The following is a 15,081-nucleotide window of genomic DNA, read 5'->3' as shown; positions in this document are numbered from 1 at the left end:
CTGTCGTCCTGCCCTGCGCGTGCCCATCACGCACCCCCTCCAGGACCGTCTGCGCTCCAGGCTCCCCCGGCACCTCGCCGGTGAGGCAGGGCCGCAGGTCCCGGACCGGGCGGGTCCGCGGGCCGCGGCGGCGCCCGCCCGGCCAGGCGCACAGTCAGTCCAGCGCCGCGGACCCGGTGAGCCGGTGCAGGCGCAGCGCCAGCTGCACCTCCAGCGCGGTGTCCGGCGCCGACCACTCCCGGCCGAGCAGCCGCCCGACCCGTTCCAGGCGCTGGGTGACCGTGTTGACGTGCACCGACAGCCGCTCGGCCGCCCGCGCCGGGGAGGCGCCGGCCTCGAAGTAGGCCCGCAGCGTGCCGACCAGGTCGGTGCCGCGCCGGGCGTCGTAGTCCAGCACCGGGCCGAGCGTCGCCCGGACGAACCCGCCGACCTCGCGGCCCTCCCCGAGCAGCAGGCCCACGAACCCCAGCTCGGCGGCCCCGGCCGACTCCCCGGCCCGGCCCAGCGCCTCCAGGGTGGCCGCGCACCGCCGTGCCTCGGCGTACGCGGGCGCCACCCCGGCCGGCCCGCGGGCCGGCCCGGCGCCCCCGGCGGTCACCGGCCGGCCGACGGCCGCCGCGACCTCCCGGCGGGCGGTGGCCGCGGCGGTCGCGGCGTCCACCTCCGGCAGGCAGAGGACCACCGAACCGTCGTGCACCCCGGCCAGCCCGCCGCGGAGGGCGGCCAGGTGACCGGCGGCCGCCAGCGCCCGGCCGCGGCACGCCTCCTCGACCCGCAGGACGACGACCGCGTGCGGCCGGTCGAGGTCGGCCCCCAGCCGCCGCGCCCGCTCGCGCAGCCCCTCGGGGTCGCGCAGCGCGCTGCCCAGCAGCTCCTCCAGCAGCTCGCCGCGGACCCGGCCCTCCGCCTCGCCGGCGGTCCGCCGGATGAGCAGCAGCAGCGCGGTGACCAGCGCGGCGCGCTCGAGGATGCGCTGGTCGGAGTCCGAGAGCCCGTCGTCCCGGCGCAGCACCAGCCCGCCGAGGAGCTCGCTGCCGACGGTCACCGCCGCGGTCCACCATGTGCCGTCGCGGACCGTGCGGCCGGTGCTGCGGGCGAGGGTCAGCGCGGCCGCCGGGTCGGCGGGCAGCTCGCCACCGCCGGGGGACGACGACACGGCCCGGCCCTCCTCGTCGAGGACCGTGATGCGGCCGCCGAGCGCCTCGGTGACCGCGGCCGCGACGTCCTCCACCCCGCCGCCGTGCAGCACCACGTCGATGAAGCGGTCGTGGGCGCCGGCGGCCCGCTCGACCGAGGCGGTGTGCTCGCGCAGCTCCCGGCTGGCCGCCGAGAGCTCGTGCAGGGCGGTGCGGGTCTCCTCGAGCAGGCGGGCGTTGTCCAGGGCGATCGCGGCGTGCGCGGCCAGCGAGCCCAGCAGCGCGACCTCGGAGCGCTCGAAGGACCGCTGCGACCGGTCGGCCGCGTACAGGACCCCGATGACCCGGGGGCCCCGGATGAGCGGCACGCCGAGGATGGCGACCAGCCCCTCCTCGCGGACCCCGGAGTTGATGTCGTCGGTGTGGTGGAACCGCGCGTCGGCGAAGTAGTCGGCGGTCGCGTAGGGGGCGGCGGACTGGGCGACCAGCCCGCCGAGGCCCTCGCCCATCGGCAGCCGCAGCGCCTGGAAGCGGGCCGAGACGGAGCCGTCCGTCACCCGCATGTAGGTGTCGCCGCGGGCGTCGTCGTTGAGGGTCAGGTAGGAGACGTCGGTGCCCAGCAGCTGGCGGGCCCGGCGGACGATCGCGGTGAGCACCTCGTCGACGCTGCGCAGGGTGGCCAGGTCGCTGGCGGTGTCGAACAGCGCCGAGAGCTCCGACTCGCGGCGGCGGCGGGCCTCGAAGGCGTCCCGGACCTGCAGGGCCAGCATGCGGGCCCGCTCCAGGCCGGCCAGCACCGCCGGCGGCGCGCCGGCGGCCCGCGCCCGCACCAGCGGGCCCTCGTAGGCGATCGGCGGGGCGTCCTCGAGCAGCAGCCCGAGGTACTCCGCGGCCCAGGCGGTGGCGTCGTCCGCGGCCGGGCCGGCCTCGGCGGTGGTCGGTGCGGCGTCCCGTGGCACGACCGGCATCCTCGCCGGTCGCACGGTCAGTGGGCGCTCCACCCGCCGTCCATGGCCAGCGAGGTGCCGGTGACCGACTGCGCCGCAGGCGAGCACAGCCAGAGGACGGCGTCGGCCACCTCCTCCGGCTCGATCAGCCGCTTGACCGCCGCCGGGGCGAGCATCACCCGCTCGACGACCTCGTCCTCCGACAGCCCGTGGGCCCGGGCCTGGTCGGCGATCTGGCCCTCGACCAGCGGGGTCCGCACGTAGGCCGGGTTGACGCAGTTGGAGGTCACCCCGTGCGGCGCCCCCTCGAGGGCCACCACCTTGGACAGCCCCTCCAGCCCGTGCTTGGCGGTGACGTAGGCGCTCTTGTAGGGCGAGGCCCGCAGCCCGTGCACGGAGCTGATGTTGACGACCCGGCCCCAGCCGCGGCCGTACATGTGGGGGAGCGCGCCGCGCACCAGCCGGAACGGCGCCTCCAGCATCAGCCGGAGGATGGCCGAGAAGGTCTCGGTCGGGAACTCGTGCAGCGGTGCCACGTGCTGCCGGCCGGCGTTGTTCACCAGCACGTCGACGTCGAGGTCGAGGGCGTCGATGCCGTCCAGATCGGTGAGGTCCGCGGCGACCGCGGTGCCGCCGATCCCGTCGGCGACCGCCCGGGCGGCGTCCCCGTCCCGGTCGAGGACGACGACGTCCGCACCGGCCGCGGCCAGCCGGACCGCGCACGCCCGCCCGATCCCCGACGCCCCACCGGTGACCAGTGCCCGGCGCCCGGCCAGCGGCTGCTCGTTTGCCATGCGGTCACGCTAGGGCCGCGGCCGCGCCGCCGACATGGGTCCGGAGCACACGGGCGACGGGCGCGGTGTGGCCCCCGCCACCGTGGACCGGTCCGGCCGCACGGGCGCCAGCCGCAGCTGTGTGCCGGCACCACACCGGACAGCGGGACGGCGTGGCAGCGGGCACATCGTGGGCGTGCCACAGCGACCTGGCGTCGTCTTCCCCGGGAGCGACGACCTCGTGGGCGTCCCGGCCGCAGGCCGGGGCCCCGGCGGGCAGCCTGCTGGCCACCGGCGTCCTGGCCCTGCCGGCCGTTCTCCGGTTCCGACGGGTGCCGCACGGGCCCCCCGTGACAGCTGTCACGGGGGGCCCGTGGCGTGCGGGCCGCAGGTCGTGAGATGCGGCACCTGTGCCGGCGCGGGGACGGCAGCAGCGTGGGAGGTGCCCGGAGGCGACCGGCCGATCCCCGGCCGGCGGGCACCCGAGGAGGGAGAACCCCGTGCACCCTGCCCCCACCCGCAGCGGCAACCGCGCGACCGCCGCGCCACCGGCGGTCGAGGTCACCGACCTGCGCCGCGCCTACGGCGACTTCGAGGCGGTCCGGGGCGTCTCCTTCGAGGTGCACCCGGGGGAGGTGTTCGCGCTGCTCGGCGTCAACGGCGCCGGCAAGACCTCCGCGCTCGAGGTGCTCGAGGGTCTGGCCCGCCCCTCCGGTGGCACCGTGCGGGTGCTCGGCGCCGACCCGGTCGCCGACCGCGCGCGGGTGCGCCCGCACCTGGGGCTGCTGCTGCAGTCCAGCGGCCTGCCCGGGGACCTCACCGTCGCCGAGACCGTGCGGGCCTGGGCCGGCACGCTCACCGCACCCCGGGACCCCGCCGAGGCCCTGGCCCAGGTCGGGCTCACCGGGCGCGCCGACGTCCGGGTGCGCAGCCTCTCCGGGGGCGAGCGGCGGCGGCTGGACCTCGCGATGGCGCTGCTGGGCCGCCCGCGGGTCGTCGTGCTCGACGAGCCGACCACCGGCCTGGACCCGGAGAGCCGCCGCCGGGTCTGGCGGCTGGTCGCCGGCCTCGTGGACGACGGGGCCGCCGTCGTCCTCACCACCCACCACCTCGAGGAGGCCGAGGAGCTCGCCGACCGCATCGCCGTGCTCAAGGCCGGGCGCGTCGTCCTCGCCGGCACGCAGGAGGAGATCGCCGAGACCCAGCCGGCCACCGTCCGCTTCACCCTCGACCCGGGCACGCCGGCGCCGCCGGTGCCCGACGCCGTCGAGGTCGTCGGGGCCGGCCCCCGCGTCGAGTGGCGGACCCGCAGCCTGCAGCCGGTGCTCGCCGAGCTCCTGACCTGGGCCGCCCGCCACGGCGTCGTCCTCCGCGCCCTGCAGGCCCGCGCCGCCTCCCTCGAGCAGGCGTTCCTCGCCGTCGCCGACGCCTACTGAGCCCGCCGACCGACCATCCCCGACCGACCGACCACCCCGACCCGACCGCCCCGACCCGGGAGGAGACCGCACCCGTGACCACGCCGACCGCCCCCGCGGGCCCGTCCCGCGCCCGCCGCATCGCCGCCCTGGCCGTCGCCGAGACGCGGCTGCTGCTGCGCAACCGCACCGCCCTCGTCAACTCCGTCGTCCTGCCCCTGCTGCTGGTCGCCCTCGTGCCCCTGGCCGGCGAGGTCGGCGGCCGCGGACTGGTGGGGACGGCGGTGACCGTCACCCTCGTCTTCCTGACCTACTACAACCTGGTGACCACCTACGTCGCCCGCCGCGAGGACCTCGTGCTGCAGCGGCTGCGCACCGGCGAGCTGTCCGGCCCGGAGGTGCTCCTGGCCACCGCCGTGCCCACGCTGCTGGTCACCGCCGGCCAGGTCCTCCTGCTCACCGCGGGCATCGCCGTCCTCGGGCGGTGGACCGCCCCCGTGGACGTCGTCCTGCCGCTGCTGGCCGTCGTCCTGGGGGCGGTGCTCATGGTGGTGCTGGCCACCGCGAGCACCCTGTTCACCCGGACCCCGGAGTCCGCCCAGATCACCACGCTGCCGGTCGTCGTCGCGGCCACCGCGCTGTCGGGCCTGTTCTTCCCGCTGACCGTCCTGCCCGAGGCGCTGGCCACGGCCGCCCGGCTGCTGCCGCTCACCCCGGTCGTCGAGCTGCTGCAGCTGGGGCTGGCCGGGCGGACCTGGGACGGCGCGGTGGTCGCCGGCGCCGAGCTGTACGGGGCCGCGCTCGTGCCGCTCGCCGTGCTCGTCGCCTGGCTGCTCGGCGCGGGGGCGCTGACCGCGCGGTCGTTCCGCTGGGCCCCGCGGCGCTGACGGTGGACCCGGCGCCGACGGGGCGGGCCGGCCGGTACGGCAGCATGGGAGCCGTGCCGACCGTCGCGCGGTGGTGGAGCGACCGCACCGACCCGGAACGGATCGAGCTCTACACCCGGTGGTCCTTCTACGGCTGGCTGGCGATGGCGCCGCTGCTGGCCGTCGGGGTGCACGGCTCGGCGGAGCAGCCGCCGGACCGACCCGCCGCGATGGTGTTCCTGGTCGGTTCGGTGGCGGTGGCGCTCACCGCGGTGCTGCTCGCCCGGGCGGGGCTGGCCGCCCGCCGGACCGGCCGGTCCCTGCCGCGGGGCCCGGCGCTCGCCGCCGCGGCGGTGGCCCTGCTGACCTCGGCCGCCGGGGTGCTCGCCTACGGGGGCGACGTGCCCGGCGGCCCCGCCCTCGTCTGGGGGGCGGGCATGCCGCCGGCGATGGTCCTCACCGCCACCGCCGCGGTCTGGCCCACCCGGACGCTGACCCGCGCCGGGTTCGGGACCGGCGGCGCGATCGGCATCGTGGTCGTCGCGCTCGGGGCGCCTCTCGCGGTGGGCGCGGTGCAGGCCGTCGTCACCGGCGCGGCCCTCACCTTCCTGGCCCTCGCCTTCCGCTTCTCCGTGTGGGTGCTCGACGTGGTCCGGGAGATGGAGCGCACCCGCGGCGTGCAGGCCCAGCTGGCCGTCGCCGAGGAGCGGTTGCGCTTCGCCCGGGACCTGCACGACGTCATGGGCCGCAACCTCTCGGCGATCGCGGTGAAGAGCCAGCTGGCCGGTGAGCTGGTGCGCCGGGGCCGGGACGGCGCGGCCGAGGAGGTGGCCGGGATCAGCCGGATCGCCGAGGAATCGCTGCGGGAGGTCCGCGAGGTGGTGCGCGGCTACCGGGCCACCGACCTCGCCGGTGAGCTGGCCGGGGCGCGCTCGGTGCTGCGCTCGGCCGGCGTGGCCTGCACGGTCGAGGGGGAGGCGGTGGTCGGCCGGCTGGGCGAGCCGGCCCAGGTGGTGCTCGGCTGGGTGGTGCGCGAGGCGGTGACCAACGTGCTGCGGCACAGCCGGGCCGGCCGGTGCACGATCGCGCTCACCGACGAGGGGGAGCAGGTGGTGCTGACGGTGACCAACGACGCCGCGGGGACGCCCGGACCGTGGGGGACCGGCCTGACCGGGCTGGGGGAGCGGCTGGCCGCCGCCGGGGGCCGGCTGACCACCCGGCCCGCGGCGGGCGCGTTCACCCTCGTCGCGGCGGTGCCGGCGTGATCCGGGTGCTGCTGGCCGACGACGAGAACCTGATCCGCTCGGCGCTGGCCGCGCTGCTCGCGCTCGAGGACGACCTCGAGGTGGTCGCCCAGGCGGCGTCGGGCGCCGAGGCCCTGGCGATGGCCCGCGCGCACGCCCCGGACGTCGCCGTCCTGGACCTGCAGATGCCCGACCGGGACGGCATCGGGGTGGCCGCCGACCTCGCGACCGTCCTGCCGTCCTGCGCCGTGGTGATCGTGACCGGGCACGGCCGCGCCGGGCACCTCAAGCGGGCGCTCGAGGCGGGGGTGCGCGGCTTCCTGCCGAAGACGGTGAGCGCGCCGGTGCTGACGGAGGTGGTCCGCACGGTGCACCGCGGCGGCCGCTACGTCGACCCCGAGCTCGCGGCCGAGGCGATCAGCGCCGGGGACAGCCCGCTGACCCCGCGGGAGGCCGACGTCCTGGAGCTGGCCGCCGGCGGGGCACCGGTCGAGGAGATCGCCGCCCGGGCGCACCTGTCCCCCGGGACGGTGCGCAACCACCTGTCGGCGGCGGCCACGAAGCTGGGCGCACCGAACCGGCACGCGGCCGTGGAGGTCGCCCGCCGGCACGGCTGGATCTGAGGACGGCGGCGCCCCTGCAGGCCCCCGGCCCGAGCGGGGCGGGGCGGGGGCCCTGCTCAGTCGGGGACGTTGCCCGGGCGCGTGACGCCGTCGTCGCGTTGGGCGTCGTCGTCCGTGGTCAGCGCGACGTCACGCTCGCCGCCGTCGGAGCGGTCCTCGCCCGGTACGCCGTCGACCATGTTGCTGTTCGTCGGCCCGTCGGAGGTGTCCGGGGACTCCCGGTACCCCGTGTCGTCGGACTGGCTCATCAGTCGGCCCTCCCCCCGGACCGCGGGGTGGGGCCGGAGACCTCACCCGACGCGCCGGCCCGTTCGGCGCGGGCGACGTCACCGTCCGCGCGGGCGGGGAGGTCGTCGCCCGAGGCGGCGTCCCGCTCGACGGCCTCCTCGGCGGTGAGGGGCACGTCCTCGAACGACGAGCTCAGGTCGCTGTTGTCGCCGGTGCCGGACGCGGTCGGCACGTCCTGCTGGATCCGGTCGCTGCCCTGCGGGTCGGTCACGGGCTTCCTCCTCGCCTCGTCCGTCCCCTGCGCCATGCCCGCGTCGCGCAGGGTGAAACGGCCCCTCCCGCGCCCCCTCCGCGGCCGTGCCCGGCGCTCCCGCCCGGAACGCGCCGAGCGCCCCTCCCGTGCGGGGAGGAGGCGCTCGGCGGAGGGGCGGGGCTGCTCAGAAGGCGGCCTCGTCGACCTCCATGAGGGAGTTGTCGGTCGCCTCGGCGATGGCGCGCTCGGCGGTCAGGCGCGGCAGCACCTGCGAGCAGAAGAACCGGGCCGCGGCGAGCTTGCCCTCGTAGAAGTGCCGGTCGCGACCGCTGACCTCACCGGCGAGCGCGCCGAGCGCCACCTCGGCCTGCCGGACCAGCAGCCACCCGGTGACCAGGTCGCCGACGGCCAGCAGCAGCCGGGTGGTGTTCTGGCCGACCCGGTAGAGGTTGGCGATGTCCTCCTGGGCGGCGCCCAGCTGGCCGAACACGGCGGTCAGCATCGCCTGGACCTCGCCCAGCGCGGTGGCCAGGTGCGCCCGCTCCTCCTTGAGCCGGCCGTTGCCGGCCTCGGCGTCGATCGTGGCCTGGATCTGGCCGGCCAGCCAGGTCAGCGCGACGCCGCCGTCCTTGACGACCTTGCGGAAGAAGAAGTCCTGGCCCTGGATCGCCGTCGTCCCCTCGTAGAGGGTGTCGATCTTGGAGTCGCGGATGTACTGCTCGATCGGGTAGTCCTGCAGGTAGCCCGAGCCGCCGAGGGTCTGCAGCGACTCGCTGGTGAGCAGCTGGGTGGCCCGCTCGGAGCCGAAGCCCTTGACGATCGGCAGCAGCAGGTCGTTGACCCGGGCGGCGAGCCGGGCCTCCTCGCTGTCGGCGGTGCCGGCGGCCTCGGCCTCGGTCACCTGGTCGCGGAACGTGGCGGCGTACAGGTACAGCGCCCGCATGCCCTCGGCGTAGGACTTCTGCAGCATCAGCGAGCGGCGCACGTCGGGGTGGTGGGTGATCGTCACCCGCGGGGCGTCCTTGCCGGTGGCGGTCAGGTCGGCACCCTGGACGCGGTTCTTCGCGTAGTCGAGGGCCACCTGGTAGCCGGCCGACAGCGTGGCGATCGCCTTGGCGCCGACGAACATCCGGGCGTGCTCGATGACCTTGAACATCTGCGCGATGCCGTCGTGCACCTCGCCGACCAGCCAGCCCTTGGCCGGCACGGGGCCGTCGCCGAAGGTCAGCTCGCAGGTCGTGGAGACCTTCAGCCCCATCTTCTTCTCGACGTTGGTGACGTGCACGCCGTTGCGCTCGCCGAGGGCGCCGGTCCCGAGGTCGACGTGGAACTTGGGGACGACGAACAGCGAGAGCCCCTTGGTGCCCGGCCCCGCGCCCTCTGGGCGGGCCAGCACCAGGTGGACGATGTTGTCCGAGAGGTCGTGCTCGGCCGAGGTGATGAACCGCTTGACGCCGGTGATGTGCCACGAGCCGTCGTCCTGCCGCACGGCCCTGGTCCGGCCCGCGCCGACGTCCGAGCCGGCGTCGGGCTCGGTGAGCACCATGGTGGCGCCCCACTTGCGCTCGAGCATGAGCCGGGCGAGCTGCTTCTGCTCCGGGGTGCCGAGCTCGTCCAGGATCGCGGCGAAGGCGGCCCAGGAGCCGTACATGAAGACGGCGGGGTTGGCGCCGAGCACCATCTCGAAGGCCGCCCAGGTCAGGGCGTGCGGGGCGCCGAAGCCGCCGAGGTGCTCGGGCAGGTCGAGGTTGAACCAGTCGCCGTCCTCGATGGCGCGCACCGACCGCTTGAAGCTCTCGGGCAGGGTCACCGAGTGCGTGGCCGGGTCGAACACCGGCGGGTTGCGGTCGGCGTCGGCGAAGGAGGCGGCGATCGGGCCCTCCGCCAGCCGGCGGATCTCGGCGAGCACGCCGCGGGCGGTCCCGGCGTCCATCTGGGCGAACGGCCCGGTGCCGAACCGGTCCTTGGTGTCGAGGAACTCGAAGAGGTTGAACTCCAGGTCCCGCAGGTTCGCGGTGTAGTGGCTCATGCGCGTCGCTCCCGTGCTCCGTGGGCGGCTCGTCCGTACCCGCCGGTAACAAACGCTATTACCGGCGAGTAACAAGAGCAAGCAGCGACCCCCGGCCCCCGCTCGGGGGGAGGGAGGCGGGTGCGCAGCGCGGGCGGCCCCGGCCGGGCCGGGACGGGAGAGGCCGGCACCCGTGCGGGTCCCGGGCCCGGGGAGCGCCCGGCGTCAGTCCTTGCGGCGGCGGGCGCGCGAGGCCAGGCCGGCGAGCCCGACGAGGAGGCCGCCGAGCACGGCAGCGATCACCAGCGCGACCACGAGCGGGGCGTTGACGTTGCCGAAGACCAGGCTGATCTCCACCGACTGGGTGTTGAAGACGACGAAGAGCACCAGGACCACGGTGACGAAGACCAGCAGCGCCAGGGCGAGGGTGCGCCCGATCGCCCGCCCGGTGTGCCGCTCCCGCTGAGGTGCCGGCCGGTCGGCGGTGCGGTCGAGCCCCGGGTCGCGGCCGGGCGGGACGCCACCGGACCCGGCGGGGCCCCCGTAGCCGGGGGTGGTGCCGGGGCGGGGGGTGGCACCGGGGCCGGGCGGACCGGAGGGTCTCGGGGCGTCGGGACTGGTCACGGGTCGAGTGTGCGGCGCGGCGCGGCCGCGCGCACGGTCAGCGGGCGTCGGGCTCGCTCTCCGCCGGCGGGTAGCTCGGGCCGGCGGTGCCCGAGGCGGGGCCCCCGCTGCCGCCCTGGGACTCCTCGTCCGCCGGCGGGGCGGTCTCGCTGCCCAGCGGGCCGGTCTCGCGCTCGTCGTCCGGTGTCGGCATGGTCATGCCGCGAGTCTGCGGCGCGACCGGTCCGACGGCGACCCGGGGGCGGAGCCCCGGGTCAGCCGTCCAGCGCGGGACCGGCCTGGTGCCGGGGGTGCCCGGCGGTGCGCTCGCGCTGCTTCATCCGCGCCTCGTAGACGTGCCGGTCGCCGTCGGCGAGCTCGGTGCGCGCCCGCTCGTCGAAGGCGCGGAACACCGACCAGTAGCTCTCGTCGTAGTCCTCGACGATCTGGAAGGTCCAGCGGTCGGCCATGACGTTGCGCCCGACGAGGTCGCGGTCGAGGTCGTCGGCCAGCTGGGTGTGCCCGGCCTCGCGGAAGAGCCGGACGGCGTCCTGCAGGAGCAGGTCGGCCTTCCCGGAGTGCTGGTGGAAGCCGTACAGCTGGCCGCGGGCCTGCTCGATGGTCTCCAGCGCCTCGGAGAGCTTGCCGAGGCCCTCCACGGTGGTGTCGTCGAGGTCGGGCCGGCTGCGGTCGGTGCTCACCGGCCCATCCTGCGGTGCGCCCGTCCGGGGCGCGCGCCGGGGATCAGGGGGTCGCGGCGAGGGCGGCGTCGACGAGGCGCTCGGCCAGCCGGCGGCCGTGCGCGGCGGGCCCGTCCGGGCCGAGCAGGCCGCCGGAGAGGTACATGCCGTCGATGATGAGGTGCACCTGCGCGGCGAGGTCGTCGCCGCGGTCGGGCACGATCGCGTCGGCCAGCCGCTCCAGCCGCGCGTGCAGCTCGAACTTGTAGTCGGCGGCGGCGCTGCGGGCGGGGTGCTCGGGGTCGTCGTACTCGCTGCTCACGTTGGTGAACGGGCACCCGCGGAAGCCGGCCCGGGTGACGTCGCGCTCGACGGTGTCGACGACGGAGAGCAGCGCCGCCCGGGGATCGCCCTCCAGGCGCACCAGCTCGGCGTCGATGGCGGAGAGCACGGTTGCCGCCTTGCGCGCCAGGTAGGCGCCGACCAGGTCGTCCTTGCTCTTGAACAGCCGGTACACGGTCATCTTCCCGAGGCCGGTCTCCCGGACGAGCTCGTCCATGCCCACGCTGCGCGAGCTGCGCGAGGCGAACAGCCGCTCGGCGGTGTCGAGGACGATCGCCTGCCGCTCCGCCCGGCTGCGTCGGACGGGGGCCGAGGCGTCGTCGGCGGCGGCGAGGGGGAGGGCGGCGGCGGTCACGTGCCGGATCGTGCCCGAGGGCGTGACGGAGCAGTTCGCGGCACGCCGGGTCCGGCCGACGGTTGGTCGCTCTGGGTGACGAGAGGCGGCCGGGCCCGTCGGGACGTCGGGGAGCGGTGAGGCGGGTGTGACGGTCCGTGACTTTCCGCAGCTCCCGCGACGACCTCGTGCAGGGTCCCGCCCCGAGCTCGCGAGGGGTGGGGGAAGGAGGTCCTCCTTCAGGCCCGGCGGACCCGGCGGGGGTTGGCCAGCAGCCGCGCCACGGTGGCCGCGCGCTCGGCCTGCTCGTCGGCGGGGCGGTCCGCCGCGGTGTCCTCGGCTACTCGGGGGTCGCGCTGCGTCTCCTGCATGCGCCTCAGCCTCCCCCGGACCGGGCCGCCGGAAACAGCCCCGTGGCGGTGACGTGCCCCTCGTGCGCTGAGAGATGCATCACGTCGTGCCTGGTCGGCGGCGTGTCGCCGGGTGTCAGGTCCCCGACGTGGCGACCAGGGGCCCCCAGGGATCCCGGTCGGGGTCCGCGCCCGCCGGGACGCCGAACCGGTCGACCAGGCCGCCGAAGCGGCGCCGCACCGCCGGCCCGACGTCCTCCGGAGCGGCGACCACGGCGACCGCCTCGAGCACCTCGTCGTCGACCAGGTCCCGCATCGCGGCCCAGCGGCCCGGGTCCCGCCCGAGGGACACCGCGTGCAGCTCGTCGGCCAGCCGGCCCCAGCCGTGCAGCTCGAGCACCGGGCGGTAGGCCGGGGTGCTGCCGTAGAAGGCGATCCGCTCCCGGACCGTGTCCGCCGCCTGCGCCCGCTCGCCCTCGGTCCGCCCGGTGACGACGAACCCGGGGAGGGAGACCACGACGTCGTCGCGGACCCGGCCGCCCGCCGCGAGGCCCTCCTCCAGGGCCGGGAGGGTGCGCTCGGCGAGGTAGCGGGCGGTGGTGAAGGCGTGCACGAGCAGCCCGTCGGCGACCTCGCCGGCGAGCCGCGTCATCGCCGGGCCGACGGCGGCCAGGTGCACCGGTGGGGCGCCCCACTCGTGCGGCTCGGGGCTGAACACCGGCGTCATCAGCGTGTGCCGGTAGTGCTCGCCGCGGAACCGCAGCGGGACGCCGTCCTGCCACGCCGCCCAGACGGCCCGCAGCGCGCCGACGTACTCCCGCATCCGCGGCACCGGGGCGCTCCACGGCATGCAGAAGCGCCGCTCGACGTGCGCGCGCACCTGCGTGCCCAGGCCGAGGACGAACCGGCCCCGGGACAGCCGCTGCAGGTCGTGCGCGGTGCCGGCGACGGTCATCGGCGAGCGGGCGAAGGCAACGGCGATCGCCGTCCCGAGCTGCAGGTCCCGCGTCGTCCGGGCGGCCAGGGCCAGCGGGAGGAAGGGGTCGTGGGCGGTCTCGGACGTCCAGGCGCCGGCGTACCCGCGCTCCTCGAGGTCACGGGCGACCTCGGCGACGTCGTCGCGGCCGGCCGGCAGGAGCGCGTCGATCAGCACGGCCGCAGAGCCTGCCGCACCGCGGGGCACCCCGGCCAGGGCCGGCCGGGGCTCAGGGGGTGTCGGCGCCCTCGCCGTCGCCGTCCTCGCCCTCGGCCGGCTGCTGCGGGTGCGGGGTGGTCCCGGTGCCCGTCGCGTCGCGGTCGGGCGCGCCCCCGTCCGGCTGGTCGACGTCCGGGGCGCGGTCGGTGGGCTCGGTCATCTGTCGCTCCTGTGGCTCGTGCAGGGGGACCGCCTCCCGGTCCCGCGGTGGCAGTGCCCGCCGCCGGGCCGGGGAAACGGTCAGCCCACCTGCTCCGGCGGCGGGACCCGGTCGAGGACCGCGTCGACCGCGGCGCGGTCCGGGAGGGCACCGCGGGCGCCCGGCGCGGTGGTCGACAGCGCCGCGGCGGCCACGGCCTGGCGCACGGCCTCCGGCAGTGCGGACCCCGCGGCCAGCGCCGCACCGAGCGCGCCGCAGAGGCAGTCGCCGGCGCCGGTGGTGTCCACGGCCCGCGCCGGCGGCGGGGGCTGCAGCAGCACCGGCCCGTCGGCCGGGACCAGCAGCGCGCCGCGGGCGCCCAGGGTCACCACGGTGGTCGGGCCCAGCGCCCGGGCCAGCGCGGCCAGCTCGGCCGGGCTGCGCTCCCCGGGCGGGGTGCCGGCCAGCTGCACGAGCTCGTGCTCGTTGGGCACCAGCACGTCGACGCGGGCGAGCAGCTCCGGCGGCAGCGGCCGCGGCGGTGCCGGGGTGAGGACGACGGTGCCCCGGGCCACCGCGGCGGCGGCCGACACCGCGTCCAGCGGGACCTCGAGCTGCAGCAGCACCACCCGGGCGTCGCGCACCGCGTCGTCCCCCACGTCCGCCGCCGTCAGCCGGGCGTTGGCCCCGGGCACCACGACGATGAGGTTCTCCCCGCTGCCCTCCTCCACCGGGATGGTCGCCGTCCCGGTCGGCACCCCGGCGGTGACGCGGACCGCGCCGACGTCCACGCCGACCTCGGTCAGGGCGGCCCGCTGGCGCTCCCCGGCCGGGTCGTCGCCGACCCGCCCCACCATCGCCACACCGCCGGTCAGCCGGCCGGCCGCCGCGGCCTGGTTGGCGCCCTTCCCGCCCGGGGCCAGGCTGGTGCCCTCCCCGACGACGGTCTCCCCCCGGCCGGGCAGCCGGGCCACGGTGACCAGCACGTCCTCGTTGAGGCTGCCGACGACGGTGACGGGCACGCGGACCTCCTGCGGGTGGGCCCCTCCCCTACCCGTCCCGCCTGCGGCGCAGCCGCAGCGGGGCGGCGTACCAGACGACCACGCCGAGCAGCACCGTCCAGGCGCACCCGACCACGGCCGGCCACCGGCCCAGCGCGACGTCGAGCACCAGGAGCACCGCGCTGGTGATGCCCACCAGCAGGAGGGCCAGCCCGGCCAGCAGCGCGCGGTCGGCGAAGGTGACCAGCTCCTCCTTGCGCCGCTGGCGGAACAGCAGCCGGTGGAAGGAGACCGGTGCGATGAGCAGCAGCGTGGCGCTGGCCGTGCTCAGCAGCGTGACGGTGTAGACGGTGGTGCCGAAGCCGCCGAGGTCGTCGAAGCGGGCGGTGAAGGCCAGGGTCAGCAGGAAGGCGAACAGCACCTGCACGCCGGTGATGACCACGCGGGTCTCCTGGAGGAGCTCGGCCAGGTTGCGGTCGAGCACCTCGTCGCGGGTCTGCCCGCGGGCCTCCACGGTGCGCGCCAGGTCGGTCCGTTTCTGCGCCACGGACCTGCGGTACCGCAACCGTGACCACCGGACACCTGGAGGGCGGCATGGCCGACGACGACCACGACACCACCCGCCGCGAGTTCGGCGAGGCGGTGAACATGACGCCCGAGGAGCTCGAGGAGTGGCTGGAGACCGACGAGTCGAGGTCGGTCGGGCAGAAGAGCGGCGGATCGGGGGAGTCCACCGGCCACGAGTCGGGACGCCGCATCGTCGAGCTGCTGCGCACCAGGAAGGGCGACCTCACCGACGAGGACCACGCGCACATGCGCAAGGTGCACGGCTACGTGCAGCGGCACCTCGCCCAGGAGCCGAGGAAGGAGGACGTCGAGAGCTCGAGGTGGCGCTACTCGCTCATGAACTGGGGCCACGACCCGCTGAAGAGGTGACCAGCCAC

The 15,081-nt window shown here is 76.8% G+C and carries 19 protein-coding genes; 5 read left to right on the top strand and 14 right to left on the bottom strand.

The annotated features are described in order from the left end of the window. Positions 1 to 154: 154 nt before the first annotated feature. Both ACI8AC_RS10895 and ACI8AC_RS10890 read right to left on the bottom strand, forming a co-directional pair. Positions 155 to 2,104, bottom strand: a complete 1,950-nt coding sequence (locus ACI8AC_RS10895; protein ID WP_456897783.1) for a helix-turn-helix domain-containing protein — start codon at positions 2,102 to 2,104, stop codon at positions 155 to 157. A gap of 17 nt (positions 2,105 to 2,121) precedes the next feature. Further along, positions 2,122 to 2,877, bottom strand: a complete 756-nt coding sequence (locus ACI8AC_RS10890) for a 3-hydroxybutyrate dehydrogenase (protein ID WP_456897782.1) — start codon at positions 2,875 to 2,877, stop codon at positions 2,122 to 2,124. A 479-nt stretch (positions 2,878 to 3,356) separates the two neighbouring features. Here ACI8AC_RS10890 and ACI8AC_RS10885 point away from each other — a divergent pair, with 479 nt between their 5' ends. The 4 genes from ACI8AC_RS10885 to ACI8AC_RS10870 all read left to right on the top strand — a co-directional run bounded on the left by ACI8AC_RS10885 (position 3,357) and on the right by ACI8AC_RS10870 (position 7,004). After that, positions 3,357 to 4,292 (top strand): ABC transporter ATP-binding protein, encoded by a 936-nt coding sequence (locus tag ACI8AC_RS10885; RefSeq protein WP_456897781.1) that lies wholly within the window; start codon positions 3,357 to 3,359, stop codon positions 4,290 to 4,292. 74 nt (positions 4,293 to 4,366) lie between these two features. Beyond that, complete coding sequence (locus ACI8AC_RS10880; RefSeq protein WP_456897780.1) at positions 4,367 to 5,158, top strand: ABC transporter permease; 792 nt, start codon at positions 4,367 to 4,369, stop codon at positions 5,156 to 5,158. A gap of 53 nt (positions 5,159 to 5,211) precedes the next feature. Then, positions 5,212 to 6,402, top strand: coding sequence for a sensor histidine kinase (locus ACI8AC_RS10875; protein WP_456897779.1), 1,191 nt, complete (start codon positions 5,212 to 5,214; stop codon positions 6,400 to 6,402). Beyond that, entirely contained in the window at positions 6,399 to 7,004 is a 606-nt protein-coding gene (locus ACI8AC_RS10870) for a response regulator (protein ID WP_456897778.1), read from the top strand. Before ACI8AC_RS10875 ends, ACI8AC_RS10870 begins: the two co-directional genes overlap by 4 nt. A 56-nt stretch (positions 7,005 to 7,060) precedes the next feature. On the opposite strand, the gene ACI8AC_RS10865 is transcribed toward ACI8AC_RS10870, so the two are convergent. The 12 genes from ACI8AC_RS10865 to ACI8AC_RS10810 all read right to left on the bottom strand — a co-directional run bounded on the left by ACI8AC_RS10865 (position 7,061) and on the right by ACI8AC_RS10810 (position 14,684). Beyond that, positions 7,061 to 7,252, bottom strand: a complete 192-nt coding sequence (locus ACI8AC_RS10865) for a hypothetical protein (protein WP_456897777.1) — start codon at positions 7,250 to 7,252, stop codon at positions 7,061 to 7,063. Then, positions 7,252 to 7,503 carry a hypothetical protein gene (locus ACI8AC_RS10860; protein WP_456897776.1) on the bottom strand — a complete coding sequence of 84 codons (252 nt, stop codon included), beginning with the start codon at positions 7,501 to 7,503 and terminating at the stop codon, positions 7,252 to 7,254. The genes ACI8AC_RS10865 and ACI8AC_RS10860 overlap by 1 nt, the downstream gene beginning before the upstream one ends. A gap of 166 nt (positions 7,504 to 7,669) precedes the next feature. Next, positions 7,670 to 9,514 (bottom strand): acyl-CoA dehydrogenase, encoded by a 1,845-nt coding sequence (locus ACI8AC_RS10855; protein WP_456897775.1) that lies wholly within the window; start codon positions 9,512 to 9,514, stop codon positions 7,670 to 7,672. A gap of 204 nt (positions 9,515 to 9,718) precedes the next feature. Next, on the bottom strand, positions 9,719 to 10,117 hold the full coding sequence (locus ACI8AC_RS10850) for a lipopolysaccharide assembly protein LapA domain-containing protein (protein ID WP_456897774.1): 399 nt from the start codon (positions 10,115 to 10,117) through the stop codon (positions 9,719 to 9,721). A 37-nt stretch (positions 10,118 to 10,154) separates the two neighbouring features. Further along, positions 10,155 to 10,316, bottom strand: a complete 162-nt coding sequence (locus ACI8AC_RS10845) for a hypothetical protein (RefSeq protein ID WP_456897773.1) — start codon at positions 10,314 to 10,316, stop codon at positions 10,155 to 10,157. A gap of 55 nt (positions 10,317 to 10,371) precedes the next feature. Then, positions 10,372 to 10,797 carry a hypothetical protein gene (locus ACI8AC_RS10840; protein ID WP_456897772.1) on the bottom strand — a complete coding sequence of 142 codons (426 nt, stop codon included), beginning with the start codon at positions 10,795 to 10,797 and terminating at the stop codon, positions 10,372 to 10,374. 43 nt (positions 10,798 to 10,840) lie between these two features. Next, on the bottom strand, positions 10,841 to 11,473 hold the full coding sequence (locus ACI8AC_RS10835; protein WP_456897771.1) for a TetR/AcrR family transcriptional regulator: 633 nt from the start codon (positions 11,471 to 11,473) through the stop codon (positions 10,841 to 10,843). Between the two features lie 218 nt (positions 11,474 to 11,691). Then, positions 11,692 to 11,823 carry a hypothetical protein gene (locus ACI8AC_RS10830; RefSeq protein ID WP_456897770.1) on the bottom strand — a complete coding sequence of 44 codons (132 nt, stop codon included), beginning with the start codon at positions 11,821 to 11,823 and terminating at the stop codon, positions 11,692 to 11,694. A gap of 115 nt (positions 11,824 to 11,938) precedes the next feature. Further along, positions 11,939 to 12,955: a TIGR03617 family F420-dependent LLM class oxidoreductase gene (locus ACI8AC_RS10825; RefSeq protein ID WP_456897769.1), complete on the bottom strand. Its 1,017-nt coding sequence runs from the start codon at positions 12,953 to 12,955 to the stop codon at positions 11,939 to 11,941. Between the two features lie 52 nt (positions 12,956 to 13,007). Further along, positions 13,008 to 13,157, bottom strand: a complete 150-nt coding sequence (locus tag ACI8AC_RS10820) for a hypothetical protein (RefSeq protein WP_456897768.1) — start codon at positions 13,155 to 13,157, stop codon at positions 13,008 to 13,010. A gap of 80 nt (positions 13,158 to 13,237) precedes the next feature. Continuing rightward, positions 13,238 to 14,158 carry a ribokinase gene (locus ACI8AC_RS10815; RefSeq protein WP_456897767.1) on the bottom strand — a complete coding sequence of 307 codons (921 nt, stop codon included), beginning with the start codon at positions 14,156 to 14,158 and terminating at the stop codon, positions 13,238 to 13,240. Between the two features lie 28 nt (positions 14,159 to 14,186). After that, a complete protein-coding gene (locus ACI8AC_RS10810) occupies positions 14,187 to 14,684 on the bottom strand; it encodes a DUF6328 family protein (protein WP_456897766.1) in 498 nt (165 codons plus the stop codon). A gap of 20 nt (positions 14,685 to 14,704) precedes the next feature. On the opposite strand from ACI8AC_RS10810, the gene ACI8AC_RS10805 reads away from it, so the two are divergent. After that, positions 14,705 to 15,073, top strand: a complete 369-nt coding sequence (locus tag ACI8AC_RS10805) for a DUF3140 domain-containing protein (RefSeq protein WP_456897765.1) — start codon at positions 14,705 to 14,707, stop codon at positions 15,071 to 15,073. Positions 15,074 to 15,081: the final 8 nt, after the last annotated feature.

The organism is Geodermatophilus sp. SYSU D00758, from assembly GCF_054049955.1.
The sequence above is the reverse complement of the archived record's forward strand: the minus strand, read 5'-3'. Positions and strand labels throughout refer to the sequence as shown.

Bases quoted from the DNA above. Each gene is read 5' to 3' on its own strand.
- ACI8AC_RS10830 (WP_456897770.1), bottom strand. From the start codon at position 11,823: ATGCAGGAGACGCAGCGCGACCCCCGAGTAGCCGAGGACACCGCGGCG.
- ACI8AC_RS10865 (WP_456897777.1), bottom strand. From the start codon at position 7,252: ATGAGCCAGTCCGACGACACGGGGTACCGGGAGTCCCCGGACACCTCC.
- ACI8AC_RS10820 (WP_456897768.1), bottom strand. From the start codon at position 13,157: ATGACCGAGCCCACCGACCGCGCCCCGGACGTCGACCAGCCGGACGGG.
- ACI8AC_RS10855 (WP_456897775.1), bottom strand. From the start codon at position 9,514: ATGAGCCACTACACCGCGAACCTGCGGGACCTGGAGTTCAACCTCTTC.
- ACI8AC_RS10845 (WP_456897773.1), bottom strand. From the start codon at position 10,316: ATGACCATGCCGACACCGGACGACGAGCGCGAGACCGGCCCGCTGGGC.
- ACI8AC_RS10890 (WP_456897782.1), bottom strand. From the start codon at position 2,877: ATGGCAAACGAGCAGCCGCTGGCCGGGCGCCGGGCACTGGTCACCGGT.
- ACI8AC_RS10895 (WP_456897783.1), bottom strand. From the start codon at position 2,104: ATGCCGGTCGTGCCACGGGACGCCGCACCGACCACCGCCGAGGCCGGC.